Here is a 15,289-nt window from a genome sequence, read left to right on the forward strand (position 1 = left end):
TGATGAGTAATCGTATTAACGTAGCATTAATTGGAAATCCTAATACAGGTAAAACATCCTTATTTAATCAGTTAACAGGTTTAAACCAAAAAGTAGGAAATTATCCTGGAGTTACGGTTGATAAAAAACAAGGAGTTTGTAAGTTGCCTAACGGTAAACAGGCAACAATTACGGATTTACCAGGGACTTATAGCATCAACCCTACGTCTATAGATGAAAGTATTGTTTTAAAAGCTTTGATGACGACTCATCAAGAAGAAAAACCAGATGTAATTGTAGTCGTTGCCGATATTGAAAACCTAAAAAGAAACTTATTACTGTTTTCGCAGATTCAGGATTTAGAAGTTCCGACGATTTTAGCATTAAACATGGCAGATCAGTTAAAGCGGAAAGGAATTTCTATAGATGTCCCTGCTTTAGAAAAAGAACTGCATACCAAAGTAGTGTTGATGTCGGCAAGAACCAACGAAGGAGTTGATGATTTAAAAGAGGTAGTAGCGGATTATGAATCGTTAAAAGTACACTCAAATTTTAACGAACTATCTCAGAAGATAGATGCTACTTACTTTGACCGATTGGCTACGGTGAGTAAAGAGTTTACTTCGTATGAGTTGTGGATGATGTTAACTAAAAACCACACTCCATTACTTTCTTCTTCAGAAAAAGAAGCAATAAAAGAGTTTGAAGGTGAAATTACTAAGCAGAAAAAATATCAGCATAAAGAAACGATATATAGATATCAGCAAATAAATGCTGTTTTAAATAAAACGTATAAAATAGATGCATCCAAAGCTACAGATGTTCGTAGTAAACTAGACAGCGTTTTTACTCATAAAATATTTGGGTATGTTATTTTCTTCGGATTGTTATTGTTAATATTTCAATCTATTTTTGATTGGGCGTCTACACCTATGGATTTCATAGATGGGTTGTTTGCTAATATTGCAGAGTTTACAAAAGCACAATTACCAGCAGGAATGTTTACTGATTTACTAACTGATGGAATTATTCCTGGAGTAGGTGGGGTTGTGATTTTTATTCCTCAAATAGCTATTTTGTTTCTTTTTATATCCATTCTTGAAGAAACGGGTTATATGAGTCGGGTCGTATTTTTGATGGATAAAATTATGCGTCGCTTTGGAATGAGTGGTAAAAGTGTTATTCCTTTAATCTCAGGAACAGCATGTGCTATTCCAGCAATTATGGCAACTAGAACTATTGGTAGTTGGAAAGAACGATTAATTACCATATTGGTAACACCATTTACAACCTGTTCTGCACGATTACCTGTGTATGCTATTTTAATAGCTTTAATTATTCCTGATACTAAGCTGTTTGGTTTTTTTAGTTTACAAGGTTTTACCCTGTTGGCTTTATACATTTTAGGATTTGCAGCTGCAATCATAGCAGCATATGTGTTACATAAGACATTGAAGATAAAAAACAACTCGCTTTTTGTAGTTGAGATGCCTAACTACAAGATACCATCAGTTAAAAATGTGTTTTATGATGTGTTAGATAAAACAAAAGCATTTGTTTTTGGTGCAGGAAAAATCATTTTAGCAATATCAATAGTACTATGGTTTTTAGCATCTCACGGGCCATCATCGTTTGAAAATGCAGAGAAAAATGTAATTGAAAATGTAGCAAATCAACAATTATCAGAAGAAGAGCTAGCGAAAAAAGTCGCTTCAGCTAAACTTGCAAACTCATATATAGGAATAGCCGGAAAAACAATAGAGCCAGTTGTTAAGCCTTTAGGTTATGACTGGAAAATAGGTATTGGGCTAATTAGTTCTTTTGCCGCGAGAGAGGTGTTTATTGGTACGTTAGCAACTATTTATAGTGTAGAAGACGACGGAGAAGATACGACTACTATCAAACAAAAAATGGCATCAGAGATAAATCCTGACACAGGAGAGAAGAGATTTAATTTTGCTACAGGAATTTCTTTATTGTTGTTTTATGCGTTTGCAATGCAATGTATGGCAACGTTGGCAATTGTAAAAAGAGAAACAAAAAGTTGGAAGTGGCCAACGGTTCAACTAGTAAGTATGGGAATTTTGGCATATTTATCAGCATTTATAGCCTATCAAATTTTGAGTTAATGCAGGAAATTTTAACATATGTAGTCGTTTGTGGAGCAGTTATTTTTTTAGTGAAAAAGTTCTTTTTTAAACCTAAAAAAAATAACAGTTGTAATACAAATTGTAACTGTTCCTAAGCGAAAAAGGATATGTAATCAAACTGTTTTTACAAAAGATGTACCTTTATGGTATTATACTTGTGTAAGTATTAGATAAATGATAATTAGTAAAAAATTAAAATGAAAAAAATAGTATTAGCAGCTGTGGTTTTTGTCAGTTCTCTCACGTATGCACAGCAAGAGGTAAAAGTAGATTTACTAGACGCATTGGCCTTTAAAACGTTAGAAGTATCTTACGAGTATTATACTACGGATCGTTCTTCAATAGGTATCTCGGCGTTGTTCAACTTTGAAAAAAGATCAGCAGATTTTAGATACAACGAAGAACGAATGTTTACTCCTTTTTTCCGTCATTATTTTACGAACAATAGCAATTGGAACTATTTTGGTGAAGTTTTTATGGGGATTAATACAGGAGAAAGAGAAATTGAGCTTGATGGTTCGCCTAATACTTTTAAGGAATATACTGATGGAGCTTTAGGCTTGGCTTTTGGATCAAAATATGTGTCCTCAGGTGGTTTTGTTCTTGACATCTACGGAGGTTTGGGTAGAAACTTGTTTACTTCAGAGGCCCGTTCAATTGTACCTAGAGTAGGAATAAATTTAGGATATCGTTTTTAAGATATTCAATTTATATACAACTAAAAAGTGCGCAATTGCGCACTTTTTAGTTGTATATAATATATCATTAAGTAACTTATTCGGTTGGAACTTGCTTTTTGCTTTTAATCAAATTAGCAAAAACAAAACTCAATATAGCAGGCAATACCCACCCTAAATTATCATTAGCAAGAGGAATGTTGTTTTTTATCTCAATTAAGTAGTTAGGATTGATAATGAAACCTAAAAAATCTGGAATGCTAAATAAAAAGGTTACTGCTACTACACTTTTAAAAACTAAAGTTGAGGTGTGTTTTTCAGGAAGCACATTTAGTACAATTAAAACAATAGTAATCGGATAAATAAACATCAAAGCAGGTAGTGCAATATTGATAATATATTTCACATCAAACTGCCCCACAGCAATTCCTAGTAAACAGCTAATAATAGCAGTAATTGTAAAGACCTTTTGAGAATTATTGTTAATTCCTTTAAAATAATCGGCAGTTCCAGTAATAATTCCAACCGCTGTTGTAAAACAAGCCAAAGCAACTAAAACACTAAGAAAAACACTTCCAATATTCCCTAAAGTTTGATTGCTCAAAGAGTTTAAGATTTCTGTTCTATTAGCACTTTCAGAAAAGGTAGAACTAAATAAAACCCCATTATAAATAAGGCCAGCATAAATAATTAACAAGCCTATACCAGCAATAAAACCTGCTTTGGTAATAAGCTCTTTTTTCTCTTCAAAAGTTGTATTTGTGTTAAAATTCATTGAAATAACTAAAACACCTCCAACAACGATAGAAGCAATGGCATCAAAAGTTTGATACCCTTCTAGCAAACCATCAACAAACGGAGCTTTAAGAATAGTTGGAGTAATTGTATCAGGAGCTGTAAAAAAACCAACGAAAATAATAGCTAATAGAATAAGGATGATAAGTGGTGTTAAAAATTTACCGAGTAGGTTTAGTACTTTTGATCGGTTCATGGTAAAAATAAAAACAAGTCCAAAATAAACTGTACTGGTAACTAGAGAACTACTGTTGCTAAAGTAAGGAGCAATGGCCATTTCATGAGTAACTGATGCCGTTCTAGGTGCAGGTAAAGCAATGCAAATAGTGTACACAATAAAACAATATATAAGGCTAAAAGTAGGAGATACTTTTTTGCCAAAATCGTACATGGTACCCTGTAATTTGGCATGGGCTAAAATACCTATCATAGGAATAAAAACAGCAGTAATAAAAAAGCCAATAGTTACCCAAAACCATAAGCTGCCAGCATTTTTTCCTAAAAATGGAGGTAAAATTAAATTACCAGCCCCAAAAAACATTGAAAATAAAGCGAATCCGTTTATAAATATCTCCTTAGTTTTGTGCATTGCTTAATAAATTAGTAAGCGACGAATATACATTAAAAAATGATTGTAAAATTTAAGGAAACCACTGTTTTTTACACAGATACTAGTAAGGGAAGTACTATTGTTTTATTACACGGTTTTTTAGAAAATAGTGCTATGTGGAACGAGGTGGTTGATGAGTTGTCTAAAAAAAACCGCGTGCTTTGTATTGACCTATTAGGGCATGGAAAAACAGGCTGTGTTGGATATATTCATACCATGGAAGAGATGGCAGAAGCAGTAAAATCGGTTTTAAAAGTATTAAAAATTCGTCGAGCAACCTTCATAGGGCATTCCATGGGAGGATATGTTGCCTTGGCATTTGCAGAAAAATATCAAAAAAATGTAAAAGGAATTTGTTTGATGAACTCTACCTCTCAAGCAGATAGTGAAGAACGAAAGAAATTACGACTCAGAGCTGTTGAAACGGCTAAGGAAAATTACGAAACATTGGTGAAAATGTCAATTAGCAACTTGTTTGCAGAGAATATGCGTTTACAATTATTTGAAGAAATAGAGAAAATAAGAGAAGAAGCCTTAAAAACTTCAGTTAGAGGATATATTGCAGCAACAGAGGGAATGCGTTTGCGAGAAAACAAGGAAGTTGTTTTACAAACAATAGAAAAGAGATTGATAATAGCAGGAAAAAATGATCCAATCTTAAAGTATACCATTGTTGAAGAAGAAGCAAAGAGAACCAATACCTCATTAATTGCATTACCAAACGGACATATGAGTCATGTGGAAGCAAAAGAAGAACTACTAAAAGCACTAACCAACTTTATAAAAGCTTGATAAAATCTGTTACTTTTGTAGCGCACAAAAAGAATACATTTCATGAAAACTCATCATTTAGCCAAACAAAATTCTATTCTTACTAAATTCCTAGCTGAACTCAGAGACACATCAGTTCAAAAAGATTCGATGCGTTTTCGTAGAAATATTGAACGAATAGGGGAAGTTTTAGGATATGAATTAAGTAAAGAGCTGAATTATGAGGAAAAAGAAATAAGCACACCCTTAGGAACTAAAAAGGTAGAGTTAGCTACAAACAATATAGTGTTATGCTCTATTCTTAGAGCTGGCTTACCTCTACATAACGGAATGCTAAACTATTTTGACGATGTAGAAAATGCATTTATCTCAGCATATCGCCATCATCCTAATAATGACGAAGAGTTTGAAATAGTAGTAGAATACTTTGCATCCCCTTCTATTGACGGCAAAACATTATTACTAGTAGATCCAATGTTGGCTACAGGACGCTCTATGGTTGAGGTTTATGAAGGGATAAAAAAATACGGAACCCCCAAAGAAATAATTATAGCTTCTGTTATTGGTTCAGTAGAAGGGGTAGAATATGTTGCTAAACACTTACCAGAAAGCACTACTTTATGGATTGCTGATATTGATGAAAAATTAAACGATAAGGGATACATAGTTCCTGGTTTAGGAGATGCAGGTGATTTAGCCTATGGAGCAAAATTGTAGTTTATACAATAGTACTTACGGTAAAAGAAGCTATTAAGAATAAAATAATAATAACATCAGCATACCACTTCTTTTGAAAAAACTCTATTCCATTAGCTAGAATAACAGAAACAGGGAAGAATACATATAAAAACTCACTTCCAGAGCCATCTTGAACTAAAAGTAAAATAACTGTAGTTATTACAAGATGAGTAAGAATTAAAATCCAGTTTTTTCTGAATTTATTTTTAACAGCAAGTGCCTTTGGGCTTTTTAAAAGAATAGAGGCAATTAAAAAAAAGCTTATAAAAAGAATAGGAAACAAATATTTCTCATGAGAATAAAAGCTTAAATCAGGATAAAAATTCCAATCAAAAAGCAACCAGAACTTTTCAAGTCTATCGTACCAAAAATAATAAGTGAAGTACAAAAAAACAGGAGTGCCAAAAGCGATTATAGGAGTTAATAATGTTTGATAAGTAAATCGTTGATGTAAAAAAATAGATAGGTAAAGCAATATGAGTAATAGAGGAGCATAAGGCTCTATTAAAAACGAAATTCCAAGCCACAAGCCACCATCAAACAATTTATGTAGCATGTTTTTAGAAGATTGTAAACTATATACTTTTCGTAAAAAAAGAAGGATAGTTAAGTTGGCGTAAAAAGTTTTGTTTATCTGTATAGTATCAGGAAAAAAACCAATTAATATTACAAAAAATAAAAAAGCAAAAGAGTTATCATAGGTCAATAAATTCTTAGCTATTATAAAGTTGTATACCGAAAAAACAACTAAAAACCAACCTAGTTCTTTAACGAGATTGAAAGATAACTCTTTAGAAAAAATACTTACAACAAAATATCCTAAGAAAAGTACAAACAGTACAATAAAATTTATAGGTTTAGATTTACCGAAAAAATTGGCTAACATTGTTTCTTTTTATATTTTTGCAGATGTAAAGATACTTAAGATATGATAGCAGGCAATATTTTTAGATGGATTGGTAGTTTATTTACCGACTTTTTATTTGCACCATTCAATTGGTTACGTTTAACAGTAGCTAAATCAGATGCAGGTTGGTGGACTTCAAACGCTGTAAACTGGTTCTTTTTATTAATCCTATTAGTGTTATTTGCTTATTGGATGAAAGAAGCGGCTCGTTTTCAAAGAGAAGGAACAGAAGATAGAGCCTAATTTCTATACACTTTGGGAAGTAAAAATAAACTAAAACGTTTCAGAGAAAATGAAACGTTTGCTAATGTTATTCAACCAACACGAGAAGAAGTAATCAACGACTTTTCTTATAAAGGAAAGTGGAACACTTTTTTTAAAAACAACAATCCAATAGTCTTAGAGCTAGGTTGTGGTAAAGGTGAATATACGATTGCTTTAGCAGAGAAAAATCCTGATAAAAACTTTATTGGAATTGATATTAAAGGTGCACGATTTTGGCGAGGAGCTAAAACAGCATTAGAAAATGATATGAACAATGTAGCTTTTATCAGAACTCAAATAGAGTTAGTAGATTATATTTTTGCTGAAAATGAAGTTTCTGAAATTTGGATAACTTTCCCAGATCCACAAATTAAATATAAGCGTACTAAGCATCGTATGACGAATTCTGAGTTTTTAAAGAAATACCATGGTATTTTAAATTCAGAAGGAACAGTCAACCTAAAAACCGATAGCGAATTTATGCACGGTTATACTTTAGGGGTATTGCATGGAGAAGGTCATGAAATTCTGCATGCCAATCACGATGTGTATAAAAATGTGTACAGCCCAGAAGAAGTAACTGGTACGCAAACGTTTTACGAAAAACAATATTTAGAAATCGGTAAACCGATTACTTATATAAAATTTAAACTCAATTACTAATCCTGCTCTTTTGCAGGATTTTTTTAGAAAGTAATTCAAAAAAATTACGTCCTATTTAGAGTAAAAAGAAAACACTCTAAAATGATTTTATCTCATCTAATTCTTGGTTTTATTACTTCATACATTGGGTATACTCCACCGAGTATGTTGAATATTACAGCAAGTAAAATTTATATTGAAAATGATAAAAAAGTTGCTCGTCAATTTGTAGTTGGAGTTTCACTAATTGTTCTAGTTCAATTTTTTTTAGCTGTACTACTTACAGGTTTTTTTGAAAAATTTCCCAAATTAATTTTTTGGATTCAAAGTGTAGCTATTGTTGTTTTTTCATTGCTTTCTGTTCTTTTTACATACAAAGGACTCTCTAAACCCAAACATAAAACTGAAAAAGTTATTAAGAATGGGTTTCTATTTGGGATGTCTTTGTCTTCTGTAAATATGTTTGCCGTTCCTTTTTTTGCTATAGCTCATTCTTCTTTTGTAATGAATGGATGGGCAATGCCGGGGTTTATATGTACTTCTATTTTTGGTATTGGAACTGTTTTAGGAATCATTGCTGTTTTAAGTAGTTATATTTTTTTGGCAAAAAAAGTAAAAACAAAACTCATTTTTTATACCCAATATTTCAATTTATTTATAGGAATAATTACTGGGATTGTGGCAGTCTATTTTATAGTAAAATTGTATTTTTAGTCGATGGAAAGAAATTCACAAAACTTCTTCGAAAAAGTGTACGAAGTAGCGCGTTTAATACCGTATGGAAGAGTTACAAGTTACGGAGCTATAGCAACCTATTTAGGAGCAGCGCGTTCAGCGAGAATGGTTGGTTGGGCAATGAATAACTCTTCAGAAAAAGAAGTGCCAGCACACCGAGTAGTGAATAGAAAAGGATTATTAACAGGAAAACATCACTTTGACGGAACAAACCTTATGCAACAATTGTTAGAAAGCGAAGGAATTGAAGTTATTGATAACCAAATTCAAGATTTTGAAAAGGTGTTTTGGAATCCGAGTGAAGAATTGTGATAAACTTCAAAAATACAACATACTTAAAAAAAGGAACTGTCCGTCAAAAAGAAGCCTACAAAGTATTATTAGAGTTAAATCTTTTCGACCTGTTAAAAAATTGTAAGCCTATTTTAGTAGGTACAATACCAATCAATATCGATGTAGCGTCAAGCGATTTAGATATCATTTGTCAGAGTGACAATCATGAAGACCTTATAAAAGTTGTAAGTGAGAAATATGGAAAACTTACAAAGTTTGAAGTAAAGACAATTCCATCATATAAAAACTTAAAAACAACCATCATTACATTTGAGTATAAAAGCTTTCCAATAGAGATTTTTGTACAGAATAAACTGCCAGAAGAGCAAGACTCTTATTTACATTTGCTTATAGAACACCAAGTATTATTAAAAGAAAATGGAGCATTTAAGTCTAAAATTATAACCCTAAAAGAACAAGGCTTTAAAACTGAACCAGCATTTGCAAAACTTTTAAATTTAAAAGGAGACCCCTATGAAGCGTTATTAACCTATGGGTATGAGAAAGGTTATATTTCCTAATTTTTCAAAAGTTTACAAATAATTACAAAAACAATTCATGTTTATCACTCATAAAAAACGAGTGCTAATCTTTGAAATCCATATTTATAAAACCAACTTATCAACCTATAAATATTACCAATCTAAAGACTTTATTTTCTGAGGGCTAAAATGTATCTTTGCAGTTAAGATTAAATAAAAATAAGCAACAAGCCTATCGCTTGCTGTTTAAAGCACATAGCATAAAACATGAGTTTTAAAAAACAAGATATATACAAAGCGTTAGAAACCATAACAGCACCAGGAGAAGGTAAAAGTTTAGTAGAAAACGAAAATATAACCAATGTAGTTACATTTGGAGATGAAGTTATTGTTGATGTTACGATAGCAAACCCATCATTACAAGCGAAAAAGAAGGTAGAAGTTGAGATAATGAAAGCAATTCACCAACATGTTGATCAAAAAATTGATGTAAAAGTGAATGTGAAGGTAGAAGTTCAACAAAAAGAAAACCCAAATCAAATTAGAGGAAAAGAAATTCCTAATATTCAAAACATCATAGCCATTGCTTCAGGTAAAGGTGGAGTAGGAAAATCTACGATTACCTCAAACATGGCTGTATCTTTAGCAAAAATGGGCTTTAAAGTAGGAGTGTTAGATGCCGATGTATACGGACCATCACAGCATTTAATGTTTGATGTAGAAAGAGAAAAGCCATTAGCGGTAAACGTAAATGGACGTTCAAAAATGAAGCCGATTGAAAGTTACGGAGTAAAATTATTATCACTAGGTTTTTTTACAGATCCAAGTCAAGCAGTAATTTGGCGTGGACCAATGGCTTCAAAAGCATTAAATCAATTAATCTTTGATGCAGATTGGGGAGAGTTAGATTTTTTATTAATCGACTTACCTCCAGGAACAGGAGATGTACATTTATCAATAGTACAAGCAGTACCAATTAACGGAGCAGTTGTAGTAAGTACACCGCAAAACATTGCCTTAGCAGATGCTAAAAAAGGAGTAGCAATGTTTCAACAAGAAAGTATTAACGTACCCGTATTAGGTATCGTTGAAAATATGGCGTATTTTACACCAGCAGAACTTCCTAACAATAAATATTATATTTTTGGTAACGGAGGTGCTAAAAATTTAGCAGAAGATATTGAAACAAGTTTCTTAGGAGAAATACCACTAGTACAAAGCATACGTGAAGCAGGAGATGTTGGACATCCAGTAGCTTTACAAGAAAACACACCATTAGCAGAAGCTTTTACAGAGGTAACCAAAGAAATGGTTTCGCAACTATTAAAAAGAAATGCAAACCTACCACCAACAGAAGTAGTACGAATTACTACCATGAGTGGTTGTAGCTCAAAATAAGCAGTTATGGCAACAGCAGACATAAGAAATAACGTAGAAAAAGCGTTGGAAGAAATCCGACCTTTTTTAGTAAGTGATGGAGGTAATATCAAATTATTATCTATAGAAAACAGTACAGTAAAAGTACAATTAGAAGGAGCTTGCAGCGGTTGTTCAGTCAATCAAATGACCTTGAAAAACGGAGTAGAAGCAACAATTAAAAAATACGCGCCAGAAATTACAGAAGTAATTAACGTAGCTTAACTGATAAAAATCAGGTTTTAAGCAAAACAATTATTTTAATTTTGGGCGTTCGGGCGTGCTTTCGTTACTCGCTTCCCAATTAAAAAATTAGGAGAGCTCAAACAAGCCACTCAATCACTAACGCATACCTATTCCTGCCTTATTTCAAAAGGTGGGAATCTCAGTATAAATAAGAGAATTTTGTTACAAAATGATACAAACAGATATATTAATTATTGGAGCAGGACCTACAGGATTATTTACGGTTTTTGAAGCAGGATTATTAAAATTACGTTGTCATTTAATCGATGCCTTACCACAACCAGGAGGGCAGTGTTCAGAAATTTATCCTAAAAAACCCATTTACGATATCCCAGCTTATCCAGAGATTTTAGCAGGAGATTTAACCGATAAATTGATGGAACAAATTAAACAATTTGAACCAGGTTTTACCTTAGGCGAACGTGCAGATACTATTGAAAAACAAGAAGACGGAACGTTTATCGTTACCACTAATAAAGGAACAAAACATCAAGCGCCAGTAGTAGCTATTGCAGGAGGATTGGGAAGTTTTGAACCGCGTAAACCACCGATTCCAAATATTGCTGATTTTGAAGACAAAGGAGTGGAATACATGATTAAAGAACCAGAAATATATCGCGGTAAAGACGTGGTCATAGCTGGAGGAGGAGATTCTGCTTTAGATTGGTCTATTTTCCTAACAGATGTAGCAAAATCGGTCACCTTAATTCATCGAAGAAATGAGTTTAGAGGAGCGCTAGACTCTGTAGATAAAGTACAAGAATTAAAGAATGAAGGTAAACTAATGCTGATAACACCTGCTGAAGTTAAAGGTATTGTGGGTGATGATAAAGTTGAAGGTGTACTAGTAGAGCAAAAAGATAAAGAACCATTTACATTGCCTTGTGAACATTTTATTCCGTTGTTCGGACTGTCTCCAAAATTAGGACCAATAGCCAATTGGGGATTAGAAATAGAGAAAAACGCGATAAAAGTAAATAACGCATTAGATTATCAAACCAATGTTGAAGGAATTTACGCAATTGGAGATGTAAATACCTATCCAGGAAAGTTAAAGTTAATTTTATGCGGATTCCACGAAGCAACGTTAATGTGCCAGAGTGCTTATAAACGTATTCATCCTGATAAAAAATACGTGATGAAATACACAACGGTTGGTGGAGTTGACGGATTTGACGGTACTCGAAAAGAAGCGCCTAAAGCTGTAGTTAAAGCAATTAATTAAGCGTGACATTAACTGAATACATACAACAATTATCAGAAGACAAATTATTGTACTTCGCCTTACCTGTATTTTTCATTTCCATGTTCGTGGAATACCGAATAGCAAAAGAAAAATACGACGGTAAAGATACTGGTGTATCAATGTTAATGATGGTGTTTTCTGCTATTGTTGAATTTATTCCGAAGATTTTAGCCTTTGTAGCTTTTTTCTACTTGTATGAAATCAGTCCGTTAAAAGGCATAGTGCAACGTCAATGGTGGGCATGGATTTTATTGTTATTGGCTGATGATTTTGCTTACTACTGGTTTCACCGATTAAATCACGAAGTACGTTTGTTTTGGGCAGGTCATGTACCGCATCATTCGTCAGTACATATGAATTTAGGAACAGCATTGCGTCAAGGAGTCGGAGAGCGTATTCATAAATTTTTCTTTTGGATGTGGATTCCGTTATTAGGATTTGATCCTTTAATGATGTTTACCATGATGGGAATCAGTTTAATTTATCAGTTTTTTGTACATACAGAATTGGTTGATAAACTTCCGAAGCCTATAGAACTAATCTTCAATACACCATCACATCACCGAGTGCATCACGCCTCTAATATTCGTTATTTAGATTGTAATCATGCAGGGATTTTAATTATTTGGGATCGTATGTTTGGTACTTTTTCTGAAGAATTAAAAGAAGTTGATAAACCAGTATATGGATTAACCGTAAATATTGAAACGTTTAACCCAGTAAAAGTAGCAACGCATGAATATGCGGCTATCTGGAAAGATGTAAAAAGAGCGGATAAATGGAGTGATAAACTCAATTATATATTCAATTCACCAGGTTGGACACATAATGGAGAAGATAAAAGAGCGAAAACCTTAAGGAAAAAGTTGTTTGGAGACAGGAATTAGGAAATGGGGATAAAAAGATTTGAAGATATCATTGCTTGGCAAAAAGCACAGGATTTTTCTTTAGAGATTTACAAGCATTTTAAATCTAGTAAAGAGTATTCTTTTAAAGATCAAATTACAAGAGCATCCGTTTCTATCTCTAATAATATAGCAGAAGGTTTCGATAGAAGTTCAAATCAAGAATTCATTCGATTTTTATATTACGCTTTAGGTTCTAATAGTGAAGTTCGTTCCATGCTATATTTAGCTGTGCGTTTAGAGTTTATATCTAAAGAAAAATCAACAAAGTTAATACATCAGTCTAATGAAAAATCGAGAATGATTTTTGGGTTGATAAAATCAATGAAGCAAAACCAATTTCTAATTCCTATTTACTAACTACTAATACCTAAATTATGGAACAAGATATTACTATAAAAATTACCGATCGTGATGGGGTAACGCACGAGGTACAAGCACCAACAGATATGGCTATGAACTTAATGGAAGTAGTTCGCTCGTACGAATTAGCTCCTGAAGGAACTATTGGTATTTGTGGTGGAATGGCAATGTGTGCATCATGTCAATGCTATGTGAAATCAGATCATGAATTACCAGAAATGGGAGATGATGAAGAAGCAATGTTAGCAGAAGCTTTTTATGTAGAAGATAATAGCCGATTGGGTTGTCAAATACAAATGACCCCCGATTTAGATGGTTTAGAAGTAGAGTTAGCTCCAGAGAGCTAAGAACAAAAGAATAAAATTTTTAAAGCGCAGTATTTAGTGTACACTAAATACTGCGCTTTCTTTTTTTTATAAAATATGCTACTTGCGTCATTTTAAATTCCATTTACGTCATTTAATTTGTTTGGTCTGAATATACTTTTGCTTTAAATTATTAAGACTAAATAAAAATAAATGATTCTTAAATCTAGCCCTTCACTAAAGGAATTGTCATTAAATAGCTATTTGTTTAGTGACGAATCTGTGCAGTTGTATGAAGAGTATATTCAGAAAACAACCACTTATATTCAACAATTTTTATCCAACAGAACTTTTTATCAAGGAGACAACCTTGAAGAAATTTTAGCAAATAAAGAACAAGCGAAATTGGTAAATATAGAAGAAACACAACCTATAGATAGTGTTTTAGAAGAGTTGAATAACTTGTATATAAAAAATGCAATAGCATTTCATAACCCAACATACGTAGCACATTTAAATTGTCCAATTACCCTACCATCCATCATAGCAGAAATGATTACAACCACAATCAATACTGCAGTTGAAACATGGGACCAGAGTACTTCTGCAACTTTTATAGAACAAGAAGTTATTCAATGGATAACCAGCGTATTTAATCTTTCAAATAATTCAGATGGTGTTTTTACAAGTGGAGGAACACAATCTAATTTCATGGGGTTATTAATGGCTCGAGATAACTATGCTTTCAACCATTTTGGAATTAACATCAAGCAACATGGATGGAGTAATGAAATAAGTAAATTCAGAATTTTTTGTTCAGAAAAAGCACATTTCAGTATTCAAAAAAGTGCTGCTTTGTTAGGTATGGGCTATGATGCTGTTATACCCGTAAAAGTTGATAAAAAAATGCAGATGGATGCAAATGAATTGGTGCTGGCTATAGAAAAAACAAAACAAGAAGGTAATATTCCAATAGCAGTAGTAACAACATTGGGTACTACAGATTATGGGAGTTTTGATCCAATACAAACCATCGGAAAGATTGCCAAAGAACACAATATGTGGTTGCATGCTGATGGTGCTTATGGTGGTGCTTTTGCACTTACAAATACCCATAAAAAATATTTTAAAGGTATTGAGTTAGCGAATTCGATTACCATCGATTTTCATAAAACCTTGTTTCAACCTGTAAGTTGTAGTGCTTTTCTAGTTAATAATAAGCAACATTTTCAGTATGTGTCGTACTATGCAGATTACTTAAATCCTATTGAAGATAAAGATCCAGAACGACCAAACCTTATAGAAAAATCAATCCAAACAACACGTCGATTCGATGCTTTAAAAGTTTGGTTAACCTTAAAAATTTTAGGAACAAAAACCATTGCCAATTATTTAGAGGAGGTACACTCGTTAACAAAAGAAGTATATCGTAGTATAAAAGATCATGAATGTTTTGAAATTGCTCATGTACCAGAACTAAGTACGCTCGTATTTCGATATAAAGCAGAAGGTATAACTGAAGATACAATTCATAATACAATTAATTTATATATCAAGAATACTTTATACAAAGCGGGAAAAGCATCAATTGCAAGTACAAAATTAGATGGTAACATCTATCTAAAATTTACGCTGCTAAATCCGAAAAATACAATTAACAATCTCCTAAATATTATAGATATGGTTAAAACTACGGGAGAACAATACAAAACTACAAACTAAAAA

18 protein-coding genes are annotated in these 15,289 nt (G+C 32.7%); 16 read left to right on the top strand and 2 right to left on the bottom strand.

Annotated elements, in window-relative coordinates; genetic code table 11:
* The first annotated feature begins 2 nt into the window (after positions 1-2).
* Positions 3-2,108 carry a ferrous iron transport protein B gene (gene feoB / locus V1T75_RS12630; protein WP_330488886.1) on the top strand — a complete coding sequence of 702 codons (2,106 nt, stop codon included), beginning with the start codon at positions 3-5 and terminating at the stop codon, positions 2,106-2,108.
* A 218-nt stretch (positions 2,109-2,326) separates the two neighbouring features.
* Positions 2,327-2,827, top strand: coding sequence for a DUF3575 domain-containing protein (locus V1T75_RS12635; protein ID WP_330488887.1), 501 nt, complete (start codon positions 2,327-2,329; stop codon positions 2,825-2,827).
* 76 nt (positions 2,828-2,903) lie between these two features.
* On the opposite strand, the gene brnQ is transcribed toward V1T75_RS12635, so the two are convergent.
* Complete coding sequence (gene brnQ, locus V1T75_RS12640) at positions 2,904-4,190, bottom strand: branched-chain amino acid transport system II carrier protein (protein WP_330488888.1); 1,287 nt, start codon at positions 4,188-4,190, stop codon at positions 2,904-2,906.
* Positions 4,191-4,229: 39 nt separating this feature from the next.
* Here brnQ and V1T75_RS12645 point away from each other — a divergent pair, with 39 nt between their 5' ends.
* Together V1T75_RS12645 and upp are read left to right on the top strand one after the other, a co-directional pair.
* Entirely contained in the window at positions 4,230-5,003 is a 774-nt protein-coding gene (locus V1T75_RS12645; RefSeq protein WP_330488889.1) for an alpha/beta fold hydrolase, read from the top strand.
* A 42-nt stretch (positions 5,004-5,045) separates the two neighbouring features.
* The gene (upp, locus tag V1T75_RS12650; protein ID WP_330488890.1) at positions 5,046-5,699 is read left to right on the top strand and encodes a uracil phosphoribosyltransferase; all 654 of its coding nucleotides are present in this window, start codon (positions 5,046-5,048) and stop codon (positions 5,697-5,699) included.
* A gap of 1 nt (position 5,700) precedes the next feature.
* Here upp and V1T75_RS12655 read toward each other — a convergent pair whose 3' ends face one another.
* Entirely contained in the window at positions 5,701-6,606 is a 906-nt protein-coding gene (locus tag V1T75_RS12655; protein ID WP_330488891.1) for a DUF6427 family protein, read from the bottom strand.
* A gap of 42 nt (positions 6,607-6,648) precedes the next feature.
* On the opposite strand from V1T75_RS12655, the gene V1T75_RS12660 reads away from it, so the two are divergent.
* The 12 genes from V1T75_RS12660 to V1T75_RS12715 all read left to right on the top strand — a co-directional run bounded on the left by V1T75_RS12660 (position 6,649) and on the right by V1T75_RS12715 (position 15,286).
* Entirely contained in the window at positions 6,649-6,870 is a 222-nt protein-coding gene (locus tag V1T75_RS12660; RefSeq protein WP_099214833.1) for a DUF6341 family protein, read from the top strand.
* Between the two features lie 12 nt (positions 6,871-6,882).
* The gene (trmB, locus tag V1T75_RS12665) at positions 6,883-7,554 is read left to right on the top strand and encodes a tRNA (guanosine(46)-N7)-methyltransferase TrmB (protein WP_330488892.1); all 672 of its coding nucleotides are present in this window, start codon (positions 6,883-6,885) and stop codon (positions 7,552-7,554) included.
* Positions 7,555-7,635: 81 nt separating this feature from the next.
* Positions 7,636-8,247: a hypothetical protein gene (locus V1T75_RS12670; RefSeq protein WP_330488893.1), complete on the top strand. Its 612-nt coding sequence runs from the start codon at positions 7,636-7,638 to the stop codon at positions 8,245-8,247.
* Between the two features lie 3 nt (positions 8,248-8,250).
* The gene (locus tag V1T75_RS12675; protein WP_330488894.1) at positions 8,251-8,580 is read left to right on the top strand and encodes an MGMT family protein; all 330 of its coding nucleotides are present in this window, start codon (positions 8,251-8,253) and stop codon (positions 8,578-8,580) included.
* Positions 8,577-9,122 carry a DUF4269 domain-containing protein gene (locus V1T75_RS12680; protein WP_330488895.1) on the top strand — a complete coding sequence of 182 codons (546 nt, stop codon included), beginning with the start codon at positions 8,577-8,579 and terminating at the stop codon, positions 9,120-9,122. The genes V1T75_RS12675 and V1T75_RS12680 overlap by 4 nt, the downstream gene beginning before the upstream one ends.
* A 228-nt stretch (positions 9,123-9,350) precedes the next feature.
* Positions 9,351-10,481, top strand: coding sequence for an Mrp/NBP35 family ATP-binding protein (locus V1T75_RS12685; protein ID WP_330488896.1), 1,131 nt, complete (start codon positions 9,351-9,353; stop codon positions 10,479-10,481).
* A gap of 6 nt (positions 10,482-10,487) precedes the next feature.
* Entirely contained in the window at positions 10,488-10,724 is a 237-nt protein-coding gene (locus V1T75_RS12690; RefSeq protein WP_330488897.1) for a NifU family protein, read from the top strand.
* A gap of 190 nt (positions 10,725-10,914) precedes the next feature.
* Positions 10,915-11,970, top strand: a complete 1,056-nt coding sequence (locus tag V1T75_RS12695) for an NAD(P)/FAD-dependent oxidoreductase (RefSeq protein ID WP_330488898.1) — start codon at positions 10,915-10,917, stop codon at positions 11,968-11,970.
* A gap of 2 nt (positions 11,971-11,972) precedes the next feature.
* A complete protein-coding gene (locus tag V1T75_RS12700; RefSeq protein ID WP_330488899.1) occupies positions 11,973-12,878 on the top strand; it encodes a sterol desaturase family protein in 906 nt (301 codons plus the stop codon).
* A gap of 3 nt (positions 12,879-12,881) precedes the next feature.
* Positions 12,882-13,256: a four helix bundle protein gene (locus V1T75_RS12705; protein ID WP_330488900.1), complete on the top strand. Its 375-nt coding sequence runs from the start codon at positions 12,882-12,884 to the stop codon at positions 13,254-13,256.
* 17 nt (positions 13,257-13,273) lie between these two features.
* Positions 13,274-13,606 (top strand): 2Fe-2S iron-sulfur cluster-binding protein, encoded by a 333-nt coding sequence (locus tag V1T75_RS12710; RefSeq protein ID WP_120185967.1) that lies wholly within the window; start codon positions 13,274-13,276, stop codon positions 13,604-13,606.
* A gap of 171 nt (positions 13,607-13,777) precedes the next feature.
* The gene (locus V1T75_RS12715; protein ID WP_330488901.1) at positions 13,778-15,286 is read left to right on the top strand and encodes a pyridoxal phosphate-dependent decarboxylase family protein; all 1,509 of its coding nucleotides are present in this window, start codon (positions 13,778-13,780) and stop codon (positions 15,284-15,286) included.
* Positions 15,287-15,289 lie beyond the last annotated feature (3 nt).

Source organism: Tenacibaculum sp. FZY0031 (genome assembly GCF_036350695.1).
Lineage (GTDB): Bacteria > Bacteroidota > Bacteroidia > Flavobacteriales > Flavobacteriaceae > Polaribacter.

Bases quoted from the DNA above. Each gene is read 5' to 3' on its own strand.
- feoB (WP_330488886.1), top strand. From the start codon at position 3: ATGAGTAATCGTATTAACGTAGCATTAATTGGAAATCCTAATACAGGT.
- V1T75_RS12635 (WP_330488887.1), top strand. From the start codon at position 2,327: ATGAAAAAAATAGTATTAGCAGCTGTGGTTTTTGTCAGTTCTCTCACG.
- brnQ (WP_330488888.1), bottom strand. From the start codon at position 4,190: ATGCACAAAACTAAGGAGATATTTATAAACGGATTCGCTTTATTTTCA.
- V1T75_RS12645 (WP_330488889.1), top strand. From the start codon at position 4,230: ATGATTGTAAAATTTAAGGAAACCACTGTTTTTTACACAGATACTAGT.
- upp (WP_330488890.1), top strand. From the start codon at position 5,046: ATGAAAACTCATCATTTAGCCAAACAAAATTCTATTCTTACTAAATTC.
- V1T75_RS12655 (WP_330488891.1), bottom strand. From the start codon at position 6,606: ATGTTAGCCAATTTTTTCGGTAAATCTAAACCTATAAATTTTATTGTA.
- V1T75_RS12660 (WP_099214833.1), top strand. From the start codon at position 6,649: ATGATAGCAGGCAATATTTTTAGATGGATTGGTAGTTTATTTACCGAC.
- V1T75_RS12670 (WP_330488893.1), top strand. From the start codon at position 7,636: ATGATTTTATCTCATCTAATTCTTGGTTTTATTACTTCATACATTGGG.
- V1T75_RS12675 (WP_330488894.1), top strand. From the start codon at position 8,251: ATGGAAAGAAATTCACAAAACTTCTTCGAAAAAGTGTACGAAGTAGCG.
- V1T75_RS12685 (WP_330488896.1), top strand. From the start codon at position 9,351: ATGAGTTTTAAAAAACAAGATATATACAAAGCGTTAGAAACCATAACA.
- V1T75_RS12690 (WP_330488897.1), top strand. From the start codon at position 10,488: ATGGCAACAGCAGACATAAGAAATAACGTAGAAAAAGCGTTGGAAGAA.
- V1T75_RS12695 (WP_330488898.1), top strand. From the start codon at position 10,915: ATGATACAAACAGATATATTAATTATTGGAGCAGGACCTACAGGATTA.
- V1T75_RS12705 (WP_330488900.1), top strand. From the start codon at position 12,882: ATGGGGATAAAAAGATTTGAAGATATCATTGCTTGGCAAAAAGCACAG.
- V1T75_RS12710 (WP_120185967.1), top strand. From the start codon at position 13,274: ATGGAACAAGATATTACTATAAAAATTACCGATCGTGATGGGGTAACG.
- V1T75_RS12715 (WP_330488901.1), top strand. From the start codon at position 13,778: ATGATTCTTAAATCTAGCCCTTCACTAAAGGAATTGTCATTAAATAGC.